A 25,092-nucleotide genomic window follows, 5' to 3' on the forward strand; every position below is an offset into this window, starting at 1 on the left:
CTGGTTCGACGACTGAGGACGCAAAGGTGCCAAAAGTCGAGTCTACGGGCCGCCGGGAGGCGAAGAAGCCCGCGGGCGCTCAGACCAGGTAGGCCGGCGCGCTCACGGGCAGGATAAATCGGAACTCGGCCCCGCCGCCGGGTGCGCGGTCGACCGTGATCGTGCCGCCGTGCGCCTCGACGATGCCCTTGACGATGTAGAGGCCCAGGCCGGTCCCGCCGCGCTTGCTGCCCCGCCAGAAGCGGGTGAAGACGCGGCCCATCGACTCCTCGGGGATGCCGGGACCTTCGTCGCTCACGGTGACTGCCGTTCCGCTCTCGTCGCTTTTCGCCGGTGCGGGCGCAGGGGCGATCTCAATGGTGACGGTTCCCTCGCCGTGGCGCACCGCGTTTTCGAGAAGGTTGCCGAGGACCTGGTCGACCTTGTCCGGGTCTGCCCAGAGCGCGGGCAGCGGCTGCCGCGTGTGTACGAGGAAGCGGTCGGGCGCCTGACCGGTCGCGGTGAGCGCCTGGACGTGGCGTTCGACGGCCGCGGAGATGTCCACGGGCTGACGGCGCAGCTCCAGCCGGCCGGAGTCGATGCGGGAGATGTCGAGCAGCTCGGCGATGAGCCGGGTGACGCGGTTGGCGTCGGCGTCGACGGTCTCCAGCATCAGCCGCTTCTGGTCGTCCGTGAACCGCTCCCACTTGGCCAGGAGCGTGGCGGTGAAGCCCTTCACCGAGGTCAGCGGCGAGCGCAGCTCGTGGGCGACGGTCGCGATCAGCTCGGCGTGGCTGAGTTCGGTGCGACGGCGCGCCTCGGTGCCGCGCAGTGACACGACGACCCGGCGGACCGGGCCGGCCGGGGTCTCGCGTACGTACCGGGCGGAGACCAGGACCTCGCGGCCGCCGGGGAGCAGCAGGTTCCGCTCGGGCTGGCCGACGCGGATGGCGAGCCCGCCGTACGGGTCGGTCAGGTCCCACCAGCGACGTCCCTTGAGGTCCTCGAGGGGCAGTGCCTGGTCCAGGGGGCGGCCGAGCGCGGTGGCCACGGGTGTGGCGGTGATCCGGGCGGCGGCGGCGTTGAAGCAGACGACCTCGCCGTTCTCGTCGGCGACGACGAGACCGTCGGGCAGGTCGTCCGGGTCGATGCCCGTCACCGGGTCACCCGCGGACCGGCTCGTGCCGGCCCCGCCGGAGAGGGCGCGCACGGCGGCCGTGTGTGTCGCTCGCGGCCTGCTCATGCCGACAGCCATCTTCCCGTACCCCACCTCTCGAACCGGTGCAGTGGGCCCCCGAGTCCGTCACCCTACTAGGCGCCGGCGGCCGGGCGACACCCTCGGGACGGGTACCGGCGGGGAGTGGCCCGTATCGATCGGTGGGGCGCCGGCGGGGTCAGCCGGCCCGCCGCGGGCGCTGGGCCCGCGCGGAGGCGTACAAGCACACGGCGGCGGCGGTGGCGAGGTTGAGGCTCTCGGCCTTCCCGTGGATCGGGACCCGGACCACGGCGTCGGCCAGGGCGCGCGTCTCCTCCGGGAGGCCCCACGCCTCGTTGCCGAACACCCAGGCGGTGGGACCGCCCATGGTTCCCGCGTCGAGCTCGTCGTCGAGGTCGTCCTCGCCCGCGCCGTCGGCCGCCAGGATGCGCACACCGGCACCCCGGAGCCCCCTCACTGCCTGCTCCACGGGGACGCCGACGGCCACCGGCAGATGGAAGAGCGAGCCGACGGAGGCCCGGACCGACTTGGGGTTGTAGAGGTCCACGGAGGCGTCGGTGAGCACGACCGCGTCCGCGCCGGCGGCGTCCGCGCAGCGGAGCACCGTGCCCGCGTTCCCGGGGTCACGCACATGGGCGAGGACGGCGACCAGCCGGGGCTTCACCGCGAGGATGTCCTCGAAGGGCGAGTCGAGGAAGCGGCAGACGCCGATCAGGCCCTGGGGCGTGACGGTCTGCGAGACGTCGGCGAGTACGCCGGCGTCGGCCAGGTGCACGCGGGCACCGGCGGCACCGGCGGCCTCGATGATGTCGGCGTACCGGTCGGCCGCCTCGACGGTCGCGAAGAGTTCGGTCAGCGTGGGTTCGCCGTCACCGCCCCGGTGCGCGGCGGCCTCCCGCACGGCCTGCGGCCCCTCGGCGATGAACCGGCGCTCCTTGCCGCGGAAATTGCGCCTGGCCAGTCGGCGTGCGGCGGCGATTCGCGGCGATCGCGCGGAGATCAGTTCGGGGGTGCCCATGGTCGGCGGCGAGCCTCTCTGCGTAAGTCAGCTTCTCTGCGTACGTTTCTCCGCGTACGGCTGACTACGTACGCGACACGTGGTGCAACGCACCGGACCCGCAGACGGCACACGCCTGCGGGTCCGGCTCGAAACGCTGGAAGACTGCCTGGGTCAGGCGGCCTTCGGGGCGTTGACGTCGCTCGGGAGGGCCTTCTGGGCGACCTCGACGAGGGCGGCGAACGCGTTGGCGTCGTTGACCGCGAGCTCGGCCAGGATCTTGCGGTCCACCTCGATGTTGGCGGCCTTGAGACCCTGGATGAGGCGGTTGTACGTCATGCCGTTCTGGCGGGCAGCCGCGTTGATGCGCTGGATCCAGAGCTGACGGAAGTCGCCCTTGCGCTTCTTGCGGTCGTTGTAGTTGTAGACCAGGGAGTGGGTGACCTGCTCCTTGGCCTTGCGGTACAGGCGCGAACGCTGACCGCGGTAACCGCTGGCGGCCTCGAGGATCGCCCTGCGCTTCTTGTGGGCGTTTACTGCCCGCTTGACGCGTGCCACTTTTAACTCCTTGCAGCGGGGCCGGGAATCGCGGTGTCGACTCACCGGCCCGGAAACGAATTGGTCCCGGTCGGATGGAGGTCGCGCCTCCGGCTCTGCCGGAGGCGGCGTCCTCTACTTGCCGAGAAGCTTCTTGATCTTCTTGGCGTCGGCCGGAGCCACGACGACCGTGCCGGTCAGCGAGCGGGTCTTCTTGGACGACTTGTGCTCGAGCAGGTGGCGCTTGCCGGCCTTCTCGCGGAGCACCTTGCCGGAGCCGGTGATCTTGAAGCGCTTGCTGGCACCGCTGTGCGTCTTGTTCTTCGGCATCGCGCCGTTATCTCCTCGTCAGTGGCGCCCCTCACGGTGCGGGCACCGGACTGCAGGGGCGTCAGATCTTTGGGTGGTTCCCGAGGGACCCGGGGGCGCCTGGGTGGCGGCCCCCGGAGGTCACGCCTCGGAAGGTGTCTCGGCCGGAGCCTCGGCCGCTGCGGCGGGGGCCTCAGCGGTCTCACCCTCGGACTCGGCGTCGGGGCTGTGCCCCTGGCGCTCCGCCTTGCGGGCGGCCTGGGCCTCACGGGCTTCGGCCATGGCTTCGGTCTTCTTCTTGTGCGGGCCCAGAACCATGATCATGTTCCGGCCGTCCTGCTTCGGGTTCGACTCGATGAAGCCGAGGTCCTCGACGTCCGAAGCGAGACGCTGGAGCAGTCGGAAACCCAGCTCGGGACGGGACTGCTCACGACCACGGAACATGATCGTGATCTTGACCTTGTCCCCCTGCTTGAGGAACCGGACGACGTGACCCTTCTTGGTGTCGTAGTCGTGCGGGTCGATCTTCGGCCGGAGCTTCATTTCCTTGATGACCGTGTGCGCCTGGTTCTTGCGCGCCTCACGGGCCTTCATGGCCGACTCGTACTTGAACTTCCCGTAGTCCATGAGCTTGCACACGGGGGGACGGGCTGTCGCCGCCACCTCGACCAGGTCGAGGTCGTACTCCTGTGCGAGTTCCAGGGCCTTGGCAAGCGGAACAATCCCGACCTGCTCGCCGCTGGGACCGACAAGTCGCACCTCGGGAACGCGAATCCGGTCGTTGATGCGGGGCTCGGCGCTGATGGATCCTCCTCGGTAGCACCACGCGACCGCCTGGCGGACAGCCGCGTAACGTCTTTCTTATGACCAACCGAGCGGGGAAAAACAGAAATGCCCCGGACGGGACACAGGCGGGGCTCCTGGAACTACCGGAACACCGCCGCGTGCAACCGCGGGGCGCAATCGGGCGGCCCCATCGTCCGTACGGAACGATGGCTGCCACCTGACCGGTGACCCGCCGTCCCTGAGGACGGTCAGGTGGGAGATCGGAGCCTCCACTTGTGGGCCGAACACATAGATGTCCGGCCGGTCGTTACACAAGGTTAGCAGCTCCCCGGGGCTGCGGCTAACCCGCTGCCCGGACGGCTCCCGCGGGAGGGACGCGTGCGGCCTGGCCTTATCGTGTGGGGCATGAGCGACGCGACCACCCCCAGCACCGAGAACCCCGGCTTCGACGACATGGCCCGCGACATCGCGGAGGTTCCCGCGGTCGAGGTGATCGTGACCGTCGCCGTCAATCTGATGAGCGCGGCAGCCGTGAAGCTCGGCCTGACGGAGGAGGGCGAGCAGCACAAGGACCTCGACGAGGCCCGCAAGCTGGTCCAGGCACTGGCCGGGCTGCTCGACGCGAGCGCCACCGAGATCAGCACGTTCCACGCCTCGCCGCTCCGCGACGGGCTGAAGTCGCTGCAGCTGGCCTTCCGGGAGGCCTCGCTCGTACCGGACGAGCCCGGCCAGGGCCCTGGCGAGAAGTACACCGGCCCCGTCTACGGCTAGCCCGGCCCCACACCTCACGAGCCCGCCGCCTGTGACAGGCGGCGGGCTCCTGTGCGTCAACGGCTGAAGAGCGGCTCGCCGGGGGCCTCGGCATCGGCCGGCAGCAGCGCCAGATCGATGCCGCGCACCAGCCGGGCGCGCAGCACCTCGCTGGCCGAGAGGGCGTCGGCGACCCGGCGGGCGGCATCGGCGACAGCGGCGTCGGGGGAAAGGACCAGGGCGAGGGTGCCGTCGGCCCGGCCGGGGCCGAGGTGGGCCCGCAGCACCGCGGGTTCCGCGGCGACCGCCTCCCGGACCGCGGCGACGACGGCGGGATCGTCGAGCGGGTCGGCACTGGTGCGGTTCTCGGCCAGGGCCAGCAGCGCCGGGCCGGTCAGCTCGAAGGCGACGGGCCCCGCCAGGTCGAGCACCACCGTGTCCGCCTTCTCGTGCGCGGCGGCCTGCAGTGCCTGGTGCAGGGGTACGGCGACGGGGCGCGCCTGCGGGTCCCAGCGGGCCAGTGAGGCGGTGGACGTGAAGGCGGGCAGGGCACGCCGGTCACCGGCCTGAAGGGTCGGCACCGCCATGTCGCTGGTCTTCTCGCGGCGCAGCCCGTTCCCGTCCTCCTCGACCTCGCCCAGGACGGCGACGACCGGCACGAGCAGCCGGGCGTCGCGGAGCGCCGCGAGGACCGGGCCGACGGCCTTCCGGTCCGCGGCCCAGGCCGCGAGGGCTGCCGTCAGTTCGGGCGAGGCAGTGCCGTCGTCGTCGGAGAAACCGGGGTCCGGGATGTTCTTGAGCGCCACAGGACGAGCGTAGTGGGTCGGTTCTCTCACCTGGGCGACAGGTCGGGCACAGGCTGCTGCCAGCTGCTCTCCCTGACGTCCGGGCCATGCCCCGTCACAGAACGCGCAGGCCCGCGCTGTCCGGCCTCGTGACCGCCGCCGTCGTGCTGCCGGCCGGTTCCGCCGCGGGAGGCGCCGTCTGGTGGGTCGCACGCCGGATGGCGCGCCCGCGGCCGTGACCGCCGTATCGTCCGCTTCGAGCCCGTCCGCCGCGACGGGCCGGAGCGAGGAGCCCGAGGTGGATCTCGACGAGGAGCTGGCCGACGCGCTGGCGCCCCTGGCGGACGGCGCCGACGTCTCGGTGGCTGTGCTGGACACGGAGAGCGGCGCGGGTGCCGCGTACGGGGACGGGGCGTATGACGCCGCCAGCATCGTCAAGGTCGACATCCTGGCCGCACTGCTGCTCCGGGCGCAGGACGAGGGCCGGGAGCTGAGCGGCGCGGAGCACGCGTACGCGGAGGCCATGATCCGGCGCAGCGACAACACGTCGGCCACCGAGCTGCTCAAGGTGATCGGCGGGGAGGAGGAGCTCGACGCGGCCAACGAGCGGCTGGGCCTGACGGGGACGAAGGCGGCCCACGCGTGGGGGCTGACCCAGACCACCGCCGCCGACCAGGTGCGGCTGCTGGAGGCGGTGTGCGGGACGGATTCGGTGCTGTCTGCGGCCTCTCGCGCGTACCTGACCGAGCTGATGGGCCAGGTCGAGGCGGACCAGCGGTGGGGGGTGTCCGCGGCGGGCACCGACGCGGTGCTGAAGAACGGCTGGATGCCCCGGACGACGACGGGGCTGTGGGACGTCAACAGCATCGGGCGGGTGGAGAGCGGCGGGCACACCCTGCTGATCGCGGTGCTGTCACGCGGGCACGCGACGAAGGAGGCGGGCATCGCTCTGGTGGAGTCCGTCGCGAAGGCGGCGGTCGACGTGACGGAAGCAGGCTGAGGCGGGTGCTGCCGGCCGGCGCTCCGGTCCGCTCAGCGCAGGGGGCCGGTGGGGAACGGGGTGTGTCCGGGTGCGGCCGCGTTCCTGCCGCCGGGGTTCCTGCCGCGCCACAGCACCACGGCCAGGGCGAGGAGTACGGCTCCGAGACCGCCCGCCGAGGGGGCCAGCCAGCCGGCCGGACCCCCGCCGCCGCCCTGCGGGGTGGGCCCGGAGCCGAAGTACTCGTCCCGGTAACCCGCCTGGGCGGACCGCGCGCCCGGATCGCCCGGGCCCTGCTTCGCCCCGGCCTCTATCGCGGCGGCGGGGTCGACCATGCCATAGCCCCTGGCGTCGTCGCGGCCGCCCGCGGGGGCGTCGCGGGCGGTGTCCGCGAGCAGTGTCTTGAGCTGCGCGGGCGAGAGATCCGGATGTGCGGCGCGCACGAGGGCCACGGCCCCGGAGACGAACGCCGACGCGGCGGACGTGCCCCACTCGATGTAGTAGTGCTGGTCGGGGTTGGCCACGACGATGTCGACTCCGGGCGCGCTGACGGTGGCGTACCAGCGGCGGGTGGAGAACGCGGCGTGCGTGCCGTACTGGTCGACGGCCGCGACGGCGATCACCCCGGGGTAGGCGGCGGGGTAGGAGATGCGGTCGCCCTTCTCCCCGCTGTTGCCCGCCGACGCGACGACGGCGACGCCCTTGCCGAGGGCGTACTGCACGGCGGCGTCCTCCCCGGGCTCCGGGTGGGCCGACTCGCTGTCGTCACCGAGGGAGAGGTTGATGACGTCGGCGCCCTGGTCGGCCGCCCAGCGGATGCCGTCGGCGAGTGCGGTTCCGCGTGACTTGCGGGCCTTGGCGCGTGCCGGGTCACCGGACTCGAGGATCACCCGCACGGGAAGGATCTTCGCTTCGGGGGCGACGCCGAGAACGCCGTCGCCCCGCCCGGGGCCGTTCCCGCGGCCCGCGATGATGCCGGCCATCGCCGTGCCGTGCAGGGCCCAGGAGCGGTCGCCTCGTCCGGCACCGAAGCCGATGAGGTCCTTGCCCGGGAGCACCTGGCCGGCGAGGTCCGGGTGGGCGTCGTCGACCCCGGTGTCCAGGACCGCGACCGTGATGCCCTTCCCCTTCGTGGTCTGCCAGGCCCTGTCGGTGTGCAGGGCTTCCAGGCCCCACTGCTGGTCGCGGATGGCGTCCGCCCGGGCGGGGACGGCGGGCAGCAGCGCGAAGGCGGTGGCCGTGGCCACGGCGGCGAGTGCGCGGAGCCGGCGGGGACGGGTCATTCCGCCTTCTCCGTGAGGTCGGTGACGGTCCTGCGCAGGGTGCGCTCCACCCGGTCGGCCACGCCCTTCGCCTCGTGGCCGAGTCCGGCCTGGGCGGGGGCGGTGGTGGCACCGGCGGCCATGGCCTCGGCCGCGGGCTGCGGCTCGGCGACCGTACGGCCGTCGGCGAAGCCGGAGACGGCGAACACGACGACGGGCAGCTCGGTCAGGACGTGGACCGTCCAGCTGGCGCGCTGCCGGTCGCCGAAGCCGGCGGCGACGGTGTCCTCGACGGGGTAGGTGCGGGGCATCAGGTCGGAGCGCCCTGCGAGGCGCTGGGTGGTGAACCGGGCACTGAGCGCGTTCATCGCGTCGGTGTCGGCCTCGGCGAAGACCATGCCGACGGTGGTGACGCTGCTGCGCGTGGCATCGGTGTAGGTGGCGCGCACCAGGCGTTCGCAGCCGACCGGGCGGAGCGTCTTCAGCAGCAGCGGGTCGAGGCCGGCCGCACAGCCACTGTCGCTCGCGACGGCGACCCTGGTCCAGACCCGGTCCGTGGCCCCCGGGCCCGCTCCGTCGCCCTTGAGGGTGCGCGGGAAGAGGGTGTCGACGGGTACCTCGTGCCAGGCGGAACGGCTGACGGAGTACGCGCTGTCGTCGCCGGACCGGGCCGCCGAGTCCCCGGTGAGCCAGCTGCCGGTGACCGCGCCGCCGATGAGCCCGAGACCGAGCACGGCGCATACCGCGGCGGCCGCGGTCCTGACGGGGTGACGGGCCCTGACGGGGCGCAACCGGGTGGTGGTCTCGGCGGGAGTCTCGGCGTACGCGTAGTAGGCGCCGGGCGGGGCGGGGGTCGCGCCGGGGCGCGGGGTGAGATCCACCGCGCCGACGGGCCTGCGCCTGGTGGCGGACGGTGGCGGCGGGCCGGGAGGGACCGGGGGTACGGGACGGGCCTGGGCCGCGGGCGGCGGGCCCGGGTGGGCCGGAGCCGGCGGCACGGGGCGGAGCCGGGTGGTCGTCTCCACCGGCGGCACGGGCTCACCGCGCGGAACCGGCGGCACGGGGGCCGGACGCTGTGACGGCGCCGCGGGGGCCGGACGCCGGGCCGGTGACGCGGGGGCGCCGCCTGGTGCGGGCGGCGCGGGCTCGTTACGCGGGACCGGTGGTACGGGCGGCGGGCCGGCCGGGCGGGGCGGCACTGGAGCGCGCTGCGCTTCGGTACTCATCCGTCCCCCTGGTCCACGTCCCCGCACCGCCCACGGGCCGCCCTTGCGCACGGGCCCGTCGGTCGATCGTGTGACGGTCACTCTACGGGGTGTACGGCGCCCCGTGGGAACGGGACCGGGGGCCCGGGAAGATCTGCACCGAACGTCCCCTACCCAGTGGTACGGCCTTCTGGCAAGCTGCGGCCATGACTGTCCGCGCCGCTGACCGGAGCCGTTACGACCGGGCCACCGCCCACCTCGACGCCCCGGTGGCCGTCGTCGACCTGGAGGCCTTCGACGCCAACGCCGACGACCTGGTGCGCAGAGCGGGGGGTAAGCCGGTCCGGGTGGCGAGCAAGTCGGTACGCTGCCGTGCCCTGCTGGAACGGGTGCTCGCACGTCCGGGCTTCGCCGGGATCATGTCGTTCACCCTCGCCGAGTCGCTGTGGCTCGCCCGTGCCGGATTCGACGACGTACTGCTGGCCTATCCGTCGGCCGACCGGTCCGCGTACGCCGAGCTGGCGGCCGATCCCAAGCTGGCGGCGGCCGTGACGGTGATGGTGGACGACCACGCGCAGCTGGAGCTGATCGACGCCGCGCGGGCCGGCGGCACCGAGGAGATCCGGGTCTGCCTGGAGCTGGACACCTCGCTGCGGCTGCTCGGCGGCCGGATCAGGATCGGCGCGCTGCGGTCCCCGCTCCGCTCCCCCGCCCAGGTGGCCGAGCTGGCCCGCTCGGTGGACCGCAGGCCCGGCTTCCGGCTGGTGGGGCTGATGGCGTACGAGGGGCATGTGGCCGGAGTGGGCGACTCGGTGGCCGGACGGCCGTTGCGTTCGCGCGCGGTCCGGCTGATGCAGTCGGCGGCACGCAGGGAGCTGGCGGCCCGGCGCGCGGAGGTCGTGCGGGCGGTCCGCGCGGTGGCGCCCGGCCTGGAGTTCGTGAACGGCGGCGGCACCGGCAGTGTGCAGCACACCGCCGCCGAGTCCGCGGTGACCGAGATCGCCGCGGGGTCCGGGCTCTACGTACCGAGGCTGTTCGACAACTACAGCTCGTTCACGGGCCGTCCGGCGGCCCTGTTCGCCCAGCCCGTGGTGCGGCGGCCGGGCGTCGGCGTGGTGACGGTGCTGGGCGGCGGCTACCCGGCGTCCGGGGCGGCGGGCCCGGACCGGCTGCCGGTGCCGTACCTGCCCGAAGGGCTGCGCTACGACCCGCAGGAGGGCCCGGGCGAGGTCCAGACACCGCTGCTCGGCGCCCCGGCGGACGATCTGCTGATCGGCGACAAGGTGTGGTTCCGCCACGCCAAGGCAGGTGAGCTGTGCGAGCGCTTCGACGAGCTGCGGCTCGTCGAGGGCGAGCGGGTCACCGCCACCGTGCCGACGTACCGCGGTGAGGGCCGCACCTTCCTCTGAGACCCCGGCTAGGGGGCCACCGTGCTGCCGACGCCGCCGCCGGTGGCGTCCCCGATCGGCCGGATGCCGCGGGTGATGGTGTCCATGAGGGAGAGCGGGAGCTCGTCCCTGCCCGCGTCGAACGCGAAGCGCACGACGACCGGTGTCTCGCTGCCCACCGCTGAGGGGAAGACGAGCGACTGCACGTAGCCGCCGGGGCCCTCTCCCGTGGTGACCTGGCGGCGCACCAGGTAGCCGGTGCGCCCCGCCACGGTCACCGACTCGGACGCGATCTCCTTCTGGGCCCTGATGCCCCCGTGGATGAGGTTGTCGATGACGTCCCGCCCGTAGGCGCGGTCGGCCGCCGTCGCGATGTCCTCCTCGGCCAGGGCCTTCATGGCCGTGAGGCCGGTGCCGCTCGCCGTCCGGACCGAGACCGTGCCGTGGTAGCAGAGGCTCCCGGAGTCGCCCGGGCAGGTGTAGGAGCCGACCGTACGCATCGTGGAGACGTCGTCGAGGGTGTTCTCCGGCTTCTCCCAGCCGTCGGGAACCGGGAGCGTGATCCCGTTGAGCTGGTCGACCAGCACCCCGGGGGCGTCCTGTGGACCCTCGGCGGGCGCCGGGGTGGCCGCGCTCGCGCTGTCCGTCGCGGTGGGCTGCGGCGTGCTGCCGGGCGCGGACCCCGGCCGCGTACCGCCGCCGTCCTCGCCCAGCAGGAGGAACCCTGTGACGGCCACGGCGACGGCGGTCAGGCCCGCCAGGGCCATGGCGGCGGCCCGGCCGCTCCGGCCGCCGCCGCCCCCGGGGGCGGCGGCGGTTCCGTGGGGTGCGTACTGCGGCTGGAGCCCCACGGACCGGGACGCGGCGGTCGAGCGGATGTGTCCGGTCCATGCCGCGCCCAGCCCCACGGACCGGGACGCGGCGGTCGAGCGGGTGTGTCCGGTCCATGCCGCGCCGTCCCACCAGCGCTCGGTACCGGGCACGTTCACGTCCGGGTACCAGCCGGGCGGCGTCACGTTGCTCATGCCACCACTCTAGGGAGCGTCAGTCGAGCGGAGTCACGTACGCTCCCGAGATTCCGCCGTCGACGAGGAAGTCGGTGGCGTTGACGAACGAGGAGTCGTCGCTCGCCAGGAAGGCGACGGCGGCGGCGATCTCCGTAGCCTCGGCGAACCGGCCGACAGGGATGTGGACGAGCCTGCGGGCGGCACGCTCCGGGTCCGCGGCGAACAGCTCCCGGAGCAGCGGGGTGTTGACCGGACCGGGGCACAGGGCGTTGACCCGGATCCCTTCGCGGGCGAACTGCACCCCGAGTTCACGGGACAGGGCGAGGACGCCGCCCTTGGACGCGGTGTAGGAGATCTGGGAGGTGGCGGCGCCCATCCGCGCCACGAAGGACGCGGTGTTGATGATCGAGCCCCGGCCCTGGCGCCGCATGTAGGGGAGAGCGGCCTTGCAGCAGAGGTAGACGGAGGTGAGGTTGACGTCCTGTACGCGTTTCCATGCCTCCAGCCCGGTCGTGAGGATGGAGTCGTCGTCCGGCGGCGAGATTCCCGCGTTGTTGAAGGCGATGTCGACGGAGCCGTACGTGTCGTCCGCCGCCGCGAAGAGGGCTTCGACCTGGCCGGGGTCGGTGACGTCGACGCGGACGAAGGTGCCTCCCGCCTCCTCGGCGGCGGCCCTGCCCGCGCTCTCGTCGATGTCGCCGCAGACGACGTGGGCGCCCTCCGACGCCAGCCGGCGGGCGGTGGCGAGGCCGATTCCGCTGCCCGCCCCGGTGATGACGGCGGTGCGGCCGGTCAGGCGGCGGCAGATGTTTCCGGTGTCGGTGGTCACGTGTGTTCAGGCCTCCGTGCCGATGAAGACGTTCTTGGTTTCGGTGAAGGCCGTGAGGGCGTCGGGCCCCAGTTCACGGCCGAGCCCGGACTGCGCGTACCCGCCGAAGGGGGTCCAGTAGCGGACGGCTGAGTGGGAGTTGACGGACAGGTTCCCGGCCCGGACGGCCTGGGAGACGCGCAGGGCGCGGCCCACGTCGCGGGTCCAGATGGAGCCGGCCAGGCCGTGGTCGGTGGCGTTGGCCAGACGGACGGCGTCGTCCTCGTCCTCGAAGGGGAGCACGACGGCGACGGGGCCGAAGACCTCCTCGGTGGCGACGGGGGCGTCGGGCGCGATCCCGGTGAGGACGGTCGGGGGGAACCAGAAGCCGGGGCCGGTGGGCGAGCTGCCCCGGATTCCGTCCGCGCCGTCCGGGACGAACCCGCGGACGCGCTCCAGCTGGGCCAGGGAGATCAGCGGTCCCATCTGTGTCTTCTCGTCCGACGGGTCCCCCACGACGACGGAGGCGACGGCCGGGACGAGGAGTTCCAGGAACCGGTCGTACGCGGACCGCTGGACCAGGATGCGGGTGCGGGCGCAGCAGTCCTGGCCGGCGTTGTCCAGGAAGGACATGGGCGCGGCGGCCGCCGCGGCCTCGATGTCGGCGTCGGCGAAGACGATGTTGGGGCTCTTGCCGCCGAGTTCGAGGGTGAGCCGCTTCACCCGGTCCGCGCACCTGGCCATGATCTGCTTGCCGACGCGGGTCGAACCGGTGAAGACGATCTTGGCGACGCCCGGGTGTTCGACCAGGGCGGCGCCCGTCACGTCCCCGGCGCCCGGCAGCACCTGGAAGAGGTGCTCGGGGAGGCCGGCGTCCAGTGCGAGCCGGGCCAGGTGGAGGGCGGTGAGCGGGGTGGTCTCGGCCGGTTTGAGAAGGACGGCGTTGCCGGCGGCGAGTGCGGGGGCGGCGCCCCATGCGGCGACCGGCATGGGGAAGTTCCACGGGGCGATCACTCCTACGACGCCCAGCGGTTCGAGGAACGTGAGGTCGACCCCGCCCGGTACCGGAATCTGGCGCCCCGTCAGGCGTTCCACTCCCCCGGCCGCGTAGTCGAGCAGGTCCCGTACGTTGGCCGCCTCCCAGCGGGCGTTGCCCAGGGTGTGTCCCGCCTCGGTGACCTCCAGCCGGGCCAGCCGCTCGGCGTGTCCGTCGACGAGCACGGCGAAGCGGCGCAGCAGCCGGGCGCGGTCGGCCGGAGCGAGGGCGGCCCAGGTGCGCTGGGCGGTGGCGGCTCGGGCGACGGCGGCGCCGACCTCGGCGGCGGTGGTGGCGGGGACCGTGGCGACGAGCTCTTCCGTCGCCGGGTTCAGGACACGGTGTTCGTTGATCACGGGGTGCCTCACAGGCGTTCGAAGGAGCGGCGGAGCTCCCAGTCGGTCACCGCTGCGTCGAAGGCCTCCAGTTCGACGCGCGCCATGTTGCGGTAGTGGGCTACGACGTCGTCGCCGAACGCCTCCCGGGCCACATCGCTGTGCTCCCAGAGCGCGGCGGCTTCGCGGAGTGTGGCCGGGACCCGGTCGTATCCGGCGGTGTAGGCGTTGCCCTCGCAGGCGTCGGGGAGTTCCAGCTCGTTCTCGATGCCGTGCAGTCCGGCGGCGACGAGTCCGGCGACCGCGAGGTACGGGTTGACGTCGCCGCCGGGCAGCCGGTTCTCGAAGCGCATGGAACGGCCGTGCCCGACGACGCGCAGGGCGCAGGTGCGGTTGTCGTGGCCCCACGCGACGGCGGTCGGGGCGAAGGAGCCGGGCTGGAAGCGCTTGTAGGAGTTGATGTTCGGCGCGTACAGCAGGGAGAAGTCGCGCAGGGCGGTGAGCTGGCCCGCGAGGAAGCGCCGCATCACGGGGGACATCGTCCCGCCCTCGCCCGCCATGACGCTCTGTCCGTCGGCGTCCCGGAGCGAGAGGTGTATGTGGCAGGAGTTGCCCTCGCGCTCGTTGAACTTCGCCATGAAGGTGAGCGCGACGCCTTCCTGGGCGGCGATCTCCTTGGAACCGGTCTTGTAGACGGCGTGCTGGTCGCAGGTGACGAGGGCCTCGTCGTAGCGGAAGACGATCTCGTGCTGGCCGGGGTTGCACTCGCCCTTGGCGGACTCGACGGTGAGCCCGGCGGCGGCCATCTCGTTCCGGATGCGGCGGAGCAGCGGTTCGATGCGGCCGGTGCCGAGTACGGAGTAGTCGATGTTGTACTGGTTGGCCGGGGTGAGTCCGCGGTAGTTGCGGTCCCATGCCTGCTCGTAGGTGTCCTTGAAGACGATGAACTCCAGCTCCGTGCCGACGTGCGCGGTCAGCCCGTGGGCGGCGAGCCGCTCCAGCTGCCGCCGGAGGATCTGGCGGGGCGCCGCGGCTACCGGCGAGCCGTCCTCCCAGGTGAGATCGGCCATGACCAGGGCCGTCCCCTCGTGCCAGGGGACGCGGCGCAGGGTGGTGAGGTCGGGGCGCATCGCGAAGTCGCCGTAGCCGTTGGACCAGGACGACATCGCGAACCCGTCGACGGTGTTCATGTCCGTGTCGACGGCGAGCAGGTAGTTGCAGCCCTCCGTGCCGTGTTCCAGCACCTCGTCGAGGAAGAAGGACGCCGCGAACCGTTTGCCCTGGAGCCTGCCCTGCATGTCCGGGAAGGCGAGGACCACGGTGTCGATCTCACCGCGCTGCACGAGCACGCGCAGCTCGTCGGTCCCCAGCGGGGGTGTTCGGTCTGCCACGGAGAACTCCTCGTTCGGTCTAAGGTATGGGAGAGAACCATTGGGGGGAAGGGGATCGGGACGTGGCGGAAGAGACCGGGGAACCCGGGCCCTCCGACCGGTTGCTGCCCGCGCTGCGGCCGGTCCGCGCGGGCAACGGCTTCGAGGAGGCGCTGGAGCAGATCCTCCAGGTGATCCGCCTCGGTCTGGTGCCCGGTGGCGGGCGGCTGCCGGCCGAGCGTGAGCTGGCCGGGCGCCTCGCCGTCAGCCGCGTCACCCTGCGCGAGGTGCTGAAGGCGCTCCAGGACCAGGGGCTGGTCGAGGCCAGACGCGGCCGCTACGGCGGCACGTTCGTGCTCCCCCGCACGGGCCCGGCCGACGATGACGAGCTGCGCCGACGGGTGGCGGACGTCGACATGGAGGACGTACTGCTCTTCCGCGAGGTCCTGGAGGCGGGGGCAGCCGGGCTCTGCGCGTCGCGCGGCCTCGACGACGAGGGAGCGGACCGGCTGCGTACGGCTCTGGCGGCGACACACGAGGCACCTCTGCCCGACTACCGCAGACTTGACACGTTCTTCCATCTGACGCTCGTCGAGCTTTCCGGCTCGCCCTCCCTCGCGGCCCGTTACGCGGCCGTGCGCGCAGGCGTCAACGAACTACTGGACTGCATACCCCTTCTGGTGCGGAACCTCGAACACTCGCAGCATCAGCACACGGCCCTCGTCGAGGCGGTGCTCGACCGCGACGAGGAGGCGGCGCGGGCGGTGACGCGCGAGCACTGCGCGGGGACGGCCGCGCTGCTGCGGGGCTTCCTGGCTTGATCTTGCCCTTCTGGATCCCCGCTCTTGCGCGGCGGCGCGGTACGAACAAAGGTATGACGCGACACCATTGCACCGGGCCGGTCCGCAGGCCGGCCGCCGGAGGGACCGCACCATGCACGAACCGCTCATCGGCGTCACGACCTATCTGGAGCCGGCGGCTCGCTGGGGCGTCTGGGAGCTCCCCGCCGCGGTGCTCCCCTCCGCATACCCTCGGCTGGTACAGCGTTCGGGCGCGCTGGCCGCGCTGCTGCCGCCCGACGACCCCGCGAAGGCGGCCGCCGCCGTGGCCCGGGTGGACGGCCTCGTGATCGCGGGCGGAGCCGATGTCGATCCCGGTCTGTACGGCGCGGAGCGTGATTTCCGGACGGGACCGCCGGCGCACGAGCGCGACACCTGGGAAGTGGCCCTGCTCCGCGCGGCGAAGGCGGCCGGCACTCCGGTGCTCGGGATCTGCCGCGGCATGCAGCTGCTCAACGTGGCACTGGGCGGCACCCTGACCCAGCATCTGGACGGCCACGCGGGCCCGTTCGGCAAATCCGGTGTCCTCGGCGAGCACCCGGTGACGCCTGTCCCGGGGACGCTGTACGCCTCGCTCGTGCCCGAGGAGGCGTCCGTACCCACGTATCACCACCAGGCCGTGGACCGGCTCGCGCCGGGCCTGGTGGCCTCGGCGCACGCGGCGGACGGCACGGTGGAGGCCGTCGAACTGCCGGGCGACCGGTGGGTGCTCGGGGTCCAGTGGCACCCGGAGATGGGTGACGACCTCCGGATCATGCGGGCCCTGGTCGCGGCGGCCCGGGCCGGGGCGGCCGTGCCCTCCTCCTGAGGCTCACGCGACCGGCGGACAAGGCTCCCGCACCCGGCCCGTCAGCGGCCACGCGCCCGACGGGCGGTCAGGGCTCGTGCGTCGCACCGGCGGTCAGGGCGAGCAGGTCGCGGGCAGGTCCCGTGGGCCGGTGGCCGGCGGGCCAGACCGCGCGCAGCTGACGGCGCAGCCGGACGCCGGCCACCCTGACCTTGACCAGGCGCCGCGCGGAGAGCTCCTCACCCAGCGCCAGTTCGCTCAGCACACAGGGACCGGCACCGCTCTCCGCGGCCCCCTTCACCGCGGTCGTCGAGGAGAGTTCGAGCAGCGGGCGCGCCAGCCCTCCGTGCACGGCGAGCGCGGCGTCCAGGACCTGGCGGGTGCCCGAGCCGTGTTCCCGCAGGATCAGGGGCGTCCCGGCGAGCTCACCGGGAGTCAGTTGGTCCCGGCGCGCCCAGGGGTGCGACGGAGCCACCACGACGACGAGTCGGTCGTGCGCGATGACCGTGCCGTCGAGCCCTTCCGGTATCGAGAGACCCTCGACGAAGCCGAGGTCCGCCTCACCGGCCAGCAGCCGCAGGGCGACCGCCGCCGAGTTGCCCGCGAGCAGGGACACGGCGGTCCCGGGCCGCTCGGCCCGCAGCGCGATCAGCCAGCCCGGCAGCAGATACTCCGCGATGGTCATGCTCGCGGCGACCCGCAGCCTGGAGTCGCGCCGGTCCCGCAGCGCCTGTGCTCCCGCGTCGAACGCCTCGGCCGCCTCCACGACCCTGCGCGCCCAGTCGGTGACGAGAGCGCCCGCGTCGGTCAGCCGGGATCCGCGCGGTGAGCGGTCGAGGAGGGCGACGCCGAGCTGCCGCTCCATCGACCGGATACGGCCGGAGGCGGCTGGCTGGCTGATGCCGACGTCCCGCGCCGCCCTGCCCAGGCTCCCGTGCCGCGCGACCGCGAGCAGCAGCACCATGGCTCCCAGGTCGGGAACCCGGTGGGACAGGGAGGGGGGCGAGGTCTCGGTACCGGACATAAGACCAGCTTATGACCTCATAGGCCGGCGCTCCCTGGTGGGAGGCGCCCCGCCCCCGGAGAATCGTGGCATGGCCATCTTTCCGCAGACCCGGGCAGAGACCCCCGCCTCCCGCGCCGTCGCCCTCCGGCTCCCGTCCCTGCGGCATTTCGGACCCAACTGGTACGCGACGGTCATGGGGACCGCCGTCGTCGCGACCGCGGGGGCCACGCTGCCCGTGGGCGTACCGGGTCTGCGGTCCGCCTGCGTCGCGGTGTGGGCCCTGTCCGCCGTACTGCTGGCCGTCGTGCTGACCGCCCGTGCCGGCCACTGGCTCCTCCACCCCGACCAGGCGCGCACCCACCTCATGGACCCTGCGGTCGCCCCGTTCCACGGCTGCCTGTCCATGGCTCTGCTCGCCGTCGGCGCGGGCACACTGGTGGCGGGCCAGGACGTCATCGGGCATCGGGCCGCGGTCGCCGTGGACGTGCTCCTGTTCACCGCCGGCACGGTCACCGGCCTCGTGGCCGCAGTGGCGATCCCGTACCTCATGGTCGTACGCCACCGTCCCGCCCCCGGAACCGCGTCTCCCGTCTGGCTGCTCCCGCTCGTGGCCCCGATGGTCTCGGCGGCGGTCGGACCGCTGCTGGTGCCCGAGCTGCCCCCCGGCCAGGGCCGCGAGGCGCTTCTGCTCGCCTGTTACGCGATGTTCGGGCTGTCCCTCCTGGCGACCCTGGTGATCGTGCCGCCGATCTTCGCCCGGCTGGTCCACCAGGGCCCCCTGCCGCTCGCACTGACCCCGACGATGTTCCTCGTGCTCGGGCCGCTGGGGCAGTCCACGACCGCCGTCAACCAGCTGGCCGATGTGGCGCCGGGCGCGATCCCGGCGCCGTACGCCTCGGCCTTCGGCGCCTTCGCCGTCCTGTACGGGGTGCCCGTGATGGGATTCGCACTGCTCTGGCTGGCCCTGTCCGCCTCGCTGGTGGTGCGTGCCGTGCGGCGCGGTATGCGGTTCACGATGACGTGGTGGGGGTTCACGTTCCCGGTCGGTACGTGTGTCACCGGCGCCGCGGGCCTGGCCCGGCACACCGGGCTGCACGCGTTCACCTGGCTGGCGGTGGCGCTCTACGCCCTGCTGGTGACCGCCTGGGCGGTCGCCGGCGTACGGACGCTGGGCGGGCTGTTCAGCGGAGAGCTGCTCGCAGGGCCCCGGCCGCTTCGGCCGGTGACGGTCCGTGCCACGTGAGGTGACGCCCGTCGACGAGTACGGCCGGCAGCCCGGAAGAGGCCTCGGGCCCGTCAGCGGCGCGAGTCGTACGTCGCGTCGATGTGCTCGGCGACGGAGACGACCAGCAGCCGGGTGCCGGGTACGGTGGCCCGCCACCGGTGCCGGACCCCGCCGGAGAGGAAGAGGGTGTCGCCCCGGCCCAGCCGGTGGGCCCGCCCTTCCGCCTCGACCTCGACGGCGCCCTCCACGACGTACATCACCTCGTCGTTGCGGTGCTGGAACTCGCGCCGCAGGTCCTGTTCGCCGATGAACTCCATCGCGCTGAGCTGGTGGCGTCCGCGCACCAGTCTGTGGACGCCGTCCTCGTCGTCCGCCCGTACGACGTCCACGGCGCGTGCGGAGTCCGCCGCGGCCCGCAGCCGCTCGGTCGTGGTCTCCAGGGCGTCCGCCACCCGGTCCAGGGACCGGGGACTGGGCCTGGCCCGTTCGTTCTCGATCTGGCTGAGGAACGGTACGGACAGGCCGCTGCGCCCGGCCACCGCGGCCAGGGTGAGTCCGAGGGTCCTGCGGCGTCGGCGGACCGCGGCCCCCACTCGAAGGGCTTCCTTCTCATCCATGTCCGGCTCCCTCCCCGGATCGCCATCCTCCCGGTTGCCAGCACCCTACGCATGTCGTCTGCGAGACGGAGGGGAAGTCTACGGACGGGGGGCGGACGGGGACCCTTCGGGGACTCCTTCAGTCAAGCGTGAAGGGGACGGCCCCGGTTCGCTACCGGGGCCGTCCCCTTCAGCGTGGGACGGGGGGTCGATCCGCGGGATCAGCCGCCGACGGGCGCCAGCTTCGCCACCACGTCGGGGTTGGCGTCCATCCAGCGGCGGGCGGACTCCTTCTCCTTGCCCGCACCGCCCTTCTGGATCTCCACCTCGAGCGAGGCGAGCTGCGCCTCGCTGAGCTCGAAGTCCTTCAGCCAGCCGGTCAGCTCCGGGAAGTCCTTGGCGAAGTCCTTCTTGGCGACCGTGTGGATCTGCTCGCCCTTGCCCCAGGCACCCTTCGGGTCCTTGAGCTTCTTCAGGTCGTGCTTGCCGTAGGCCCAGTGCGGCGACCACAGGGTCACCACGACCGGCTCCTCGTACTCACCTTCGAGGCCGTACTCCTTGAGCACCTTCTTGTTCAGCGTGCCCATCATCCCGGCGCTCGACTCGATGCCGATGATCTTGCCGTTGAACTTCTTGCCCTGGCCCTTGAGGTCCTCGAGCGAGTCGATGCCCTCGACGTACGACGGGACCGACAGCTCCAGCGAGGTGGGGCCGTACCAGGAACCGAGATCGGTGAGGTTCTCCTTGTACCGGTCCCAGTAGTCCTTGTGCGTCGTCGGCAGCCACGAATCGAACTGGACGTCGAGCTGCCCCTGTGCGAGGCCGGTGTAGAGCGGGCCCGGGTCGAGCTGCTTGACCGTGGTCTTGTAACCCCGGTCCTCCAGCATGTTCTGCCAGAGGTAGGTGCTGGCGATCGCCTCGTCCCACGGGAAGTACCCCATGTCGACGGTCTTGCCCGCGTCCTTGCCCTTCTGCGAGCCTCCCGCACCGCCCGGCACGGGGGCCAGCTTGTCGACCAGACCGGGGTTCTTCTCCAGCCAGGTGCGGACGCCGTCCTGCTCCTGGCCCTGACCGGCGTTCTGGATCTCGTTCTCGAGGCTCGTGAGCTGCTTCTCGCTGAGCTCGAAGTCCTTGAGCCACTTGGCGACGGCGGGAGCCTTCTTCGCGAAGCCCTTGTGGGCGACGGTGTGAACCTCTTCGCCCTTGCCCCAGGCACCCTTCGGGTCCTTGAGCTTCTTCAGGTCGTGCTTGCCGTAGGCCCAGTGCGGCGACCACAGGGTCACCACGACCGGCTCCTTGTTCAGCGTGCCCATCATCCCGGCACTGGCCTCGATGCCGATGATCTTGCCGTCGAACTTCTTGCCCTGGCCCTTGAGGTCCTCGAGCGAGTCGATGCCCTCGACGTACGACGGAACCGTCAGCTCCAGCGAGGTGGGGCCGTACCAGGAACCGAGGTCCTCCAGCTGGCCGCTGTACTTGTCCCAGTAGTCCTTGTGCGTGGTCGGCAGCCAGGAGTCCGTCTGGAAGTCGATGTCGCCGCGGGCGACGCCGGAGTAGAGCGGACCGGCGTCGAGCTGGGTGATCCCGGTCTCGTATCCGCGCTGCTCGAGGATCTCCTTCCACAGGAACGTGGAGGCGATGCCCTCGTCCCAGGGGATGTACCCCATGTTGATCTTCTGGCCCTGGCCGACGTTCGCGCTGCCGGCCTCCTCGGCCTTCGAGTCGCCGGAACCGGCGATGTTGAGACCGCCCGCGACGAGCGCGAGGACGACGACACCGGTCATCGCGACGGCGGTCCCGGGCTTGTAGTGCGTGAACTTGAGCCGCCGCGCACCGGCGGCGACCTTGGCGGCGGCGCGGCGGCCGAGCGGGGAGACCCGCTCGTTGAGCGCGCCGGTCATCCGGTCCAGGTACATGGCGAGGATGACGACGGCGATCCCGCTCTCGGCGGCGAGGCCGACCTGCAGCTGGGTGATCGCCGCGTACACCTTCTCGCCGAGACCACCGGCGCCGGCCATGCCGCCGATGACGACCATCGACAGGGCCAGCATGATGACCTGGTTGATCCCGGCCATGATCGTCGGCAGTGCGAGCGGCAGCTGCACCCGGGTGAGGGTGTGCTTGGGCGTGGTGCCGAAGGCTTCGGCCGCCTCGACCAGTTCGCCGTCGACCTGGCGGATGCCGAGTTCGGTCATCCGGACGCCGGGCGGCATCGCGAAGACGATCGTGGCGATCACGCCGGGGGTGACACCGACGCCGAAGAACATCACGCCGGGGATCAGGTAGACGAAGGCGGGCATCGTCTGCATGACGTCGAGCACCGGCCGCAGCGCGGCGCTGACCCTGTTGTTGCGCGCCGCCCAGATGCCCGTGGGCACCGCGATCACGATCGTGATGACGGCTGCCACGACGACCAGCGAGAGGGTCGCCATCGCCTCGTCCCAGAGGGCGAGGGAGTCGATGAGCGCGAAGCCGGCGAAGGTGAGCACCGCGGGGATGACACCGCGAAGCCAGAACGCGATGACGGCGAAGATCCCGGCCAGCAGCAGGGGCTCACCGCCGCCCAGTACGGCGTTCACACCGTCGTACATGCCGCCGAGCACGGTCTTGATGGCGTCGAAGATCCAGGTGAGGTTCGACTGGAGCCAGTCGACCGCGTCCTCGACCCACGCGCCGAAGGAGAGCCTAGGCACCGGCGTTCACCTTCTTGGTGTCGCGCTGGGCCGGGACGGCGGCCTCGACCTGCGGTTCCTCGCCGAGCGCAGCGAGCAGCCGGTTGCGGGGCACGACGCCGATGACGCCGCCGTCCGCGTCGGTCACGGCCACGGCGACCCCGCTGGTGGAGCACGGGGTGAAGAGCTCGGCTATCGGCGTGTCGGCCGTCACCGTCGCGGGAGCGCCGGCCTTGAGGTCCGTGTCGGAGCGCCCCGCTTCGGGCGCCTCCATGATCGAACCGGCGGTGAGCACCCGGGAGCGGTCGACGTCCTGGATGAAGGACGCGACGTAGTCGTTGGACGGCCGGACGAGGATGTCCTCGGCGGTGCCCTGCTGCACGATCTCGCCGTCCCGCATCACGGCGATGCGGTCGCCGAGGCGCATGGCCTCGTTGAGGTCGTGGGTGATGAAGACGATGGTCTTCTTCAGACGCTTCTGCAGTTCGAGGAGCTGGTCCTGCATGTCACGCCGGATCAGCGGGTCGAGTGCGCTGAAGGACTCGTCCATCAGCAGCAGGTCCGCGTCGGTGGCGAGCGCGCGGGCCAGGCCCACACGCTGCTGCATGCCGCCGGACAGCTCGTCGGGCCAGGACTTCTCCCAGCCGGCGAGCCCGGTCAGCTCCAGGGCCTCGGCGGCTCGCTTCTCGCGCTCCGCACGCGGGACGCCCTGGACCTCCAGGCCGTACGCGGCGTTCTCGAGCACGCTCCTGTGAGGGAACAGCGCGAAGTGCTGGAAGACCATGCTGATCTTGGTGGAGCGGACGGTGCGCAGCTCACGGGCGCTGAGGGCGGTCAGGTCCTGACCGTCGAACAGCACCCGGCCGGCTGTCGGCTCCAGCAGACCGTTGAGCATCCGCAGCAATGTGGACTTCCCCGATCCGGAGAGTCCCATGACGACGAAGATCTGGCCCGGTTCCACGGTGAACGAGGCGTCGATCACCGCTGCGGTCGTTCCGTCGGCGCGCAGCTCGTCACGGTGGGTACCGCTCTCGAGCTTCTGCACGGCTTGATCGGGTCGTCTGCCGAACACTTTGTACAAGTGCTCAGCCTGCAGCCTTGACACATACACCTCACGCGTTGAACCGAAAACGGCCTGCCACCCCCTTCGGCAGACCGTGGAGCGGTGCGGATTCGGTCCGCAGAGCACGCGCACTTGTTGAAAAATGGACGTGGTCCGCTCCGGTGCCGCGCCTGCCCTCGCTTACGCGAACCAAACACTTGTGTGACCCAGCTCACTACGGAAGACGGGGGAAGAGGGATCCGCACGCCCGCGCGTCCGGGCCGTGTCGGTGGGGTGCGGCATGATCGGGGGTGTGACGCGACGCCTGATGCTCCTCGACACCGCCTCCCTCTACTTCCGCGCCTACTACGGCGTCCCGGACTCGGTGCGCGCACCGGACGGCACCCCGGTCAACGCCGTGCGCGGACTGCTCGACTTCATCGCCAGGCTGGTGCAGGACCACCGGCCGGACGACCTGGTGGCCTGCATGGACGCGGACTGGCGTCCGCAGTGGCGGGTCGATCTGATCCCCACCTACAAGGCGCACCGCGTCGCCGTCGAGACCGGCGAGGGGGTCCCGGACGAGGAGGAGGTCCCCGACACCCTCTCCCCGCAGGTCCCGGTGATCGAGGACGTGCTGGACGCCCTCGGCATCGCCCGGGTGGGCGTCGCCCCGTACGAGGCGGACGACGTGATCGGCACGCTGGCCGGGCAGGCCGCCGGCCCGGTGGACATCGTGACGGGGGACCGGGATCTGTATCAGCTGGTCGACGACGCCCGCGGGGTGCGGGTGCTCTACCCCCTGAAGGGCGTGGGGACGCTCCAGGTGACGGACGAGGCCTGGCTGCGCGGGAAGTACGGCGTGGACGGCAGCGGATACGTGGACCTGGCCCTGTTGCGCGGCGACCCCAGCGACGGACTGCCGGGGGTGCCCGGTATCGGCGAGAAGACGGCGGCGAAGCTGCTCGACGCCTTCGGCGACCTGGCCGGGATCATGGCGGCGGTGGACGACCCCGCCGCCCGCCTGACCCCGTCCCAGCGCAAGCGGCTGGACGAGGCCCGGGACTACGTGGCGGTCGCCCCGAAGGTCGTCCGCGTCGCCGGTGACGTACCCCTGCCCGAGTTCGACCCCGCACTGCCGCGCGAACCGCGCGACCCGGCCGCCCTGGAGGCCCTCGCCACGCAGTGGGGACTGGGGAACGCGCTGCAGCGCCTGCTTCTCACGCTCCAGGACTGAAGGTGCTAGCTTAGGTAAGCCTAAGTGCATAGAACCTCATATATGCCCAGAGCAGGGAGTACCTCGTGGCAGATCGGCCGCAACGCCGGACACCGAAGGCGCAGGGCGCGCAGGTTCTGCGCACCGAGCAGATCACCCCGCACATGGTGCGCGTGGTCCTCGGTGGCGAAGGCCTGGCCGACTTCACCCTCGCGGGATACACCGACCACTACATCAAGCTGTGCTTCGCCCCGGAGGGCGCGGATTACAGCCACCCCTTCGACATGGCCGCGATCCGCGAGGAGTACCCGCGCGAGCTGTGGCCCACCACCCGCACGTACACGGTGCGCTCCTGGGACCCCGACACCCGTGAGCTCGCGGTCGATTTCGTGGTGCACGGGGACGAGGGCCTGGCGGGTCCCTGGGCGGCGCGGGCACAGCCCGGCGACCAGGTGACGTTCCTGGGCCCCGGCGGCGGTTACGTGCCGGAGGCCTCGGCGGACTGGCATCTCCTGGTGGGCGACGAGAGCGCCCTGCCCGCGATCGCCGCGTCACTGGAGCACATGCCTCAGGGCGCGCCGGTGCACGCCTTCGTGGAGGTTCCGGACCCCTCCGAGGAGCAGAAGCTCGTGGCGCCGGACGGCGTCTCGGTGACCTGGCTGCACCGCGGCGACCGTCCGGTCGGCGAGGCTCTCGTCGCGGCGGTGACCGGGCTGGAGTTCCCCGAGGGCGAGGTGCAGGCCTTCGTCCACGGCGAGGCGGGTTTCGTGAAGGAGATCCGGCGCCACCTCCGCCTGGAGCGGGGCATCCCCCTCAAGCAGCTCTCCATCTCGGGATACTGGCGCCTCGGCCAGAACGACGACGCGTGGCGCGCGGTCAAGCGTGAGTGGAACGAGCAGGTGGAGCGCGAGCAGGAGAGCGCCGCCTGACCCTCCCCCGCACCCCAGGGAACCCGGTCGC

The 25,092-nt window shown here is 72.2% G+C and carries 23 protein-coding genes and 1 pseudogene; 8 read left to right on the forward strand and 16 right to left on the reverse strand.

Going from position 1 to position 25,092, the window contains the following annotated elements; all coding sequences use genetic code 11:
- Positions 1-79: 79 nt before the first annotated feature.
- The 5 genes from OO67_RS28040 to infC all read right to left on the reverse strand — a co-directional run bounded on the left by OO67_RS28040 (position 80) and on the right by infC (position 3,842).
- A complete protein-coding gene (locus OO67_RS28040) occupies positions 80-1,234 on the reverse strand; it encodes a sensor histidine kinase (RefSeq protein ID WP_033304473.1) in 1,155 nt (384 codons plus the stop codon).
- Positions 1,235-1,373: 139 nt separating this feature from the next.
- A complete protein-coding gene (locus OO67_RS28045) occupies positions 1,374-2,213 on the reverse strand; it encodes a TrmH family RNA methyltransferase (protein ID WP_033304474.1) in 840 nt (279 codons plus the stop codon).
- Positions 2,214-2,366: 153 nt separating this feature from the next.
- The gene (gene rplT, locus OO67_RS28050; RefSeq protein ID WP_003970214.1) at positions 2,367-2,750 is read right to left on the reverse strand and encodes a 50S ribosomal protein L20; all 384 of its coding nucleotides are present in this window, start codon (positions 2,748-2,750) and stop codon (positions 2,367-2,369) included.
- 114 nt (positions 2,751-2,864) lie between these two features.
- Positions 2,865-3,059 carry a 50S ribosomal protein L35 gene (rpmI, locus tag OO67_RS28055; protein WP_030918579.1) on the reverse strand — a complete coding sequence of 65 codons (195 nt, stop codon included), beginning with the start codon at positions 3,057-3,059 and terminating at the stop codon, positions 2,865-2,867.
- Positions 3,060-3,179: 120 nt separating this feature from the next.
- Positions 3,180-3,842: a translation initiation factor IF-3 gene (gene infC, locus OO67_RS28060; protein WP_078598318.1), complete on the reverse strand. Its 663-nt coding sequence runs from the start codon at positions 3,840-3,842 to the stop codon at positions 3,180-3,182.
- Positions 3,843-4,229: 387 nt separating this feature from the next.
- Between infC and OO67_RS28065 the strand changes: the two genes are divergently transcribed.
- Complete coding sequence (locus OO67_RS28065) at positions 4,230-4,595, forward strand: DUF1844 domain-containing protein (RefSeq protein ID WP_031097477.1); 366 nt, start codon at positions 4,230-4,232, stop codon at positions 4,593-4,595.
- Positions 4,596-4,651: 56 nt separating this feature from the next.
- Here the strand turns inward: OO67_RS28065 and OO67_RS28070 are convergent, their stop codons facing one another.
- Positions 4,652-5,380 (reverse strand): SseB family protein, encoded by a 729-nt coding sequence (locus tag OO67_RS28070; protein WP_033304477.1) that lies wholly within the window; start codon positions 5,378-5,380, stop codon positions 4,652-4,654.
- Positions 5,381-5,466: 86 nt separating this feature from the next.
- Between OO67_RS28070 and OO67_RS28075 the strand changes: the two are divergent.
- A pseudogene (locus tag OO67_RS28075) lies at positions 5,467-6,359 on the forward strand (serine hydrolase).
- Between the two features lie 32 nt (positions 6,360-6,391).
- Here OO67_RS28075 and mycP read toward each other — a convergent pair.
- Together mycP and OO67_RS28085 are read right to left on the reverse strand one after the other, a co-directional pair.
- A complete protein-coding gene (gene mycP, locus OO67_RS28080; RefSeq protein ID WP_033304479.1) occupies positions 6,392-7,621 on the reverse strand; it encodes a type VII secretion-associated serine protease mycosin in 1,230 nt (409 codons plus the stop codon).
- Entirely contained in the window at positions 7,618-8,481 is an 864-nt protein-coding gene (locus tag OO67_RS28085; RefSeq protein ID WP_033304480.1) for a hypothetical protein, read from the reverse strand. Before OO67_RS28085 ends, mycP begins: the two co-directional genes overlap by 4 nt.
- Before the next feature lie 530 nt (positions 8,482-9,011).
- Between OO67_RS28085 and OO67_RS28090 the strand changes: the two genes are divergently transcribed.
- Complete coding sequence (locus tag OO67_RS28090; protein ID WP_033304481.1) at positions 9,012-10,214, forward strand: amino acid deaminase/aldolase; 1,203 nt, start codon at positions 9,012-9,014, stop codon at positions 10,212-10,214.
- Between the two features lie 8 nt (positions 10,215-10,222).
- Here OO67_RS28090 and OO67_RS28095 read toward each other — a convergent pair whose 3' ends face one another.
- Genes OO67_RS28095 through OO67_RS28110 form a run of 4 tightly spaced genes read right to left on the reverse strand, consistent with a single transcriptional unit; the run spans position 10,223 to position 14,770 of the window.
- Entirely contained in the window at positions 10,223-11,218 is a 996-nt protein-coding gene (locus tag OO67_RS28095; protein ID WP_033304483.1) for a DUF2510 domain-containing protein, read from the reverse strand.
- A 19-nt stretch (positions 11,219-11,237) separates the two neighbouring features.
- On the reverse strand, positions 11,238-12,029 hold the full coding sequence (locus tag OO67_RS28100) for a 3-oxoacyl-ACP reductase (protein ID WP_033304484.1): 792 nt from the start codon (positions 12,027-12,029) through the stop codon (positions 11,238-11,240).
- Between the two features lie 6 nt (positions 12,030-12,035).
- Positions 12,036-13,400 carry an aldehyde dehydrogenase family protein gene (locus tag OO67_RS28105; protein ID WP_033304485.1) on the reverse strand — a complete coding sequence of 455 codons (1,365 nt, stop codon included), beginning with the start codon at positions 13,398-13,400 and terminating at the stop codon, positions 12,036-12,038.
- 8 nt (positions 13,401-13,408) lie between these two features.
- Entirely contained in the window at positions 13,409-14,770 is a 1,362-nt protein-coding gene (locus OO67_RS28110) for a glutamine synthetase family protein (protein WP_033304486.1), read from the reverse strand.
- A 26-nt stretch (positions 14,771-14,796) separates the two neighbouring features.
- On the opposite strand from OO67_RS28110, the gene OO67_RS28115 reads away from it, so the two are divergent.
- Both OO67_RS28115 and OO67_RS28120 read left to right on the forward strand, forming a co-directional pair.
- Complete coding sequence (locus OO67_RS28115; RefSeq protein WP_078598320.1) at positions 14,797-15,570, forward strand: FadR/GntR family transcriptional regulator; 774 nt, start codon at positions 14,797-14,799, stop codon at positions 15,568-15,570.
- Between the two features lie 112 nt (positions 15,571-15,682).
- Positions 15,683-16,396: a gamma-glutamyl-gamma-aminobutyrate hydrolase family protein gene (locus OO67_RS28120; RefSeq protein ID WP_033304489.1), complete on the forward strand. Its 714-nt coding sequence runs from the start codon at positions 15,683-15,685 to the stop codon at positions 16,394-16,396.
- A gap of 67 nt (positions 16,397-16,463) precedes the next feature.
- On the opposite strand, the gene OO67_RS28125 is transcribed toward OO67_RS28120, so the two are convergent.
- The gene (locus OO67_RS28125) at positions 16,464-17,399 is read right to left on the reverse strand and encodes a LysR family transcriptional regulator (RefSeq protein ID WP_033304491.1); all 936 of its coding nucleotides are present in this window, start codon (positions 17,397-17,399) and stop codon (positions 16,464-16,466) included.
- Between the two features lie 70 nt (positions 17,400-17,469).
- On the opposite strand from OO67_RS28125, the gene OO67_RS28130 reads away from it, so the two are divergent.
- Complete coding sequence (locus OO67_RS28130; RefSeq protein ID WP_033304492.1) at positions 17,470-18,624, forward strand: TDT family transporter; 1,155 nt, start codon at positions 17,470-17,472, stop codon at positions 18,622-18,624.
- 53 nt (positions 18,625-18,677) lie between these two features.
- Here OO67_RS28130 and OO67_RS28135 read toward each other — a convergent pair whose 3' ends face one another.
- The 3 genes from OO67_RS28135 to OO67_RS28145 all read right to left on the reverse strand — a co-directional run bounded on the left by OO67_RS28135 (position 18,678) and on the right by OO67_RS28145 (position 22,979).
- Complete coding sequence (locus OO67_RS28135) at positions 18,678-19,223, reverse strand: helix-turn-helix domain-containing protein (RefSeq protein ID WP_033304494.1); 546 nt, start codon at positions 19,221-19,223, stop codon at positions 18,678-18,680.
- A 200-nt stretch (positions 19,224-19,423) separates the two neighbouring features.
- Positions 19,424-21,895 carry an ABC transporter permease/substrate binding protein gene (locus OO67_RS28140; protein WP_033304496.1) on the reverse strand — a complete coding sequence of 824 codons (2,472 nt, stop codon included), beginning with the start codon at positions 21,893-21,895 and terminating at the stop codon, positions 19,424-19,426.
- Positions 21,888-22,979, reverse strand: coding sequence for a quaternary amine ABC transporter ATP-binding protein (locus OO67_RS28145; protein WP_078598332.1), 1,092 nt, complete (start codon positions 22,977-22,979; stop codon positions 21,888-21,890). The genes OO67_RS28140 and OO67_RS28145 overlap by 8 nt, the downstream gene beginning before the upstream one ends.
- 265 nt (positions 22,980-23,244) lie before the next feature.
- Here OO67_RS28145 and OO67_RS28150 point away from each other — a divergent pair, with 265 nt between their 5' ends.
- Positions 23,245-24,153: a 5'-3' exonuclease gene (locus OO67_RS28150; RefSeq protein ID WP_033304693.1), complete on the forward strand. Its 909-nt coding sequence runs from the start codon at positions 23,245-23,247 to the stop codon at positions 24,151-24,153.
- Positions 24,154-24,218: 65 nt separating this feature from the next.
- Positions 24,219-25,061, forward strand: a complete 843-nt coding sequence (locus OO67_RS28155) for a siderophore-interacting protein (protein WP_033304499.1) — start codon at positions 24,219-24,221, stop codon at positions 25,059-25,061.
- Positions 25,062-25,092: the final 31 nt, after the last annotated feature.

This window comes from Streptomyces atroolivaceus (assembly GCF_000717025.1).
In the GTDB taxonomy this organism is placed as follows: domain Bacteria; phylum Actinomycetota; class Actinomycetes; order Streptomycetales; family Streptomycetaceae; genus Streptomyces; species Streptomyces atroolivaceus.

What these genes read in the sequence shown, in the direction of transcription:
- OO67_RS28040 (WP_033304473.1), bottom strand. Translation starts at nt 1,234, where the DNA reads ATGGCTGTCGGCATGAGCAGGCCGCGAGCGACACACACGGCCGCCGTG.
- OO67_RS28045 (WP_033304474.1), bottom strand. Translation starts at nt 2,213, where the DNA reads ATGGGCACCCCCGAACTGATCTCCGCGCGATCGCCGCGAATCGCCGCC.
- rpmI (WP_030918579.1), bottom strand. Translation starts at nt 3,059, where the DNA reads ATGCCGAAGAACAAGACGCACAGCGGTGCCAGCAAGCGCTTCAAGATC.
- OO67_RS28065 (WP_031097477.1), top strand. Translation starts at nt 4,230, where the DNA reads ATGAGCGACGCGACCACCCCCAGCACCGAGAACCCCGGCTTCGACGAC.
- mycP (WP_033304479.1), bottom strand. Translation starts at nt 7,621, where the DNA reads ATGACCCGTCCCCGCCGGCTCCGCGCACTCGCCGCCGTGGCCACGGCC.
- OO67_RS28090 (WP_033304481.1), top strand. Translation starts at nt 9,012, where the DNA reads ATGACTGTCCGCGCCGCTGACCGGAGCCGTTACGACCGGGCCACCGCC.
- OO67_RS28095 (WP_033304483.1), bottom strand. Translation starts at nt 11,218, where the DNA reads ATGAGCAACGTGACGCCGCCCGGCTGGTACCCGGACGTGAACGTGCCC.
- OO67_RS28115 (WP_078598320.1), top strand. Translation starts at nt 14,797, where the DNA reads ATGGGAGAGAACCATTGGGGGGAAGGGGATCGGGACGTGGCGGAAGAG.
- OO67_RS28120 (WP_033304489.1), top strand. Translation starts at nt 15,683, where the DNA reads ATGCACGAACCGCTCATCGGCGTCACGACCTATCTGGAGCCGGCGGCT.
- OO67_RS28125 (WP_033304491.1), bottom strand. Translation starts at nt 17,399, where the DNA reads ATGTCCGGTACCGAGACCTCGCCCCCCTCCCTGTCCCACCGGGTTCCC.
- OO67_RS28130 (WP_033304492.1), top strand. Translation starts at nt 17,470, where the DNA reads ATGGCCATCTTTCCGCAGACCCGGGCAGAGACCCCCGCCTCCCGCGCC.
- OO67_RS28135 (WP_033304494.1), bottom strand. Translation starts at nt 19,223, where the DNA reads ATGGATGAGAAGGAAGCCCTTCGAGTGGGGGCCGCGGTCCGCCGACGC.
- OO67_RS28150 (WP_033304693.1), top strand. Translation starts at nt 23,245, where the DNA reads ATGCTCCTCGACACCGCCTCCCTCTACTTCCGCGCCTACTACGGCGTC.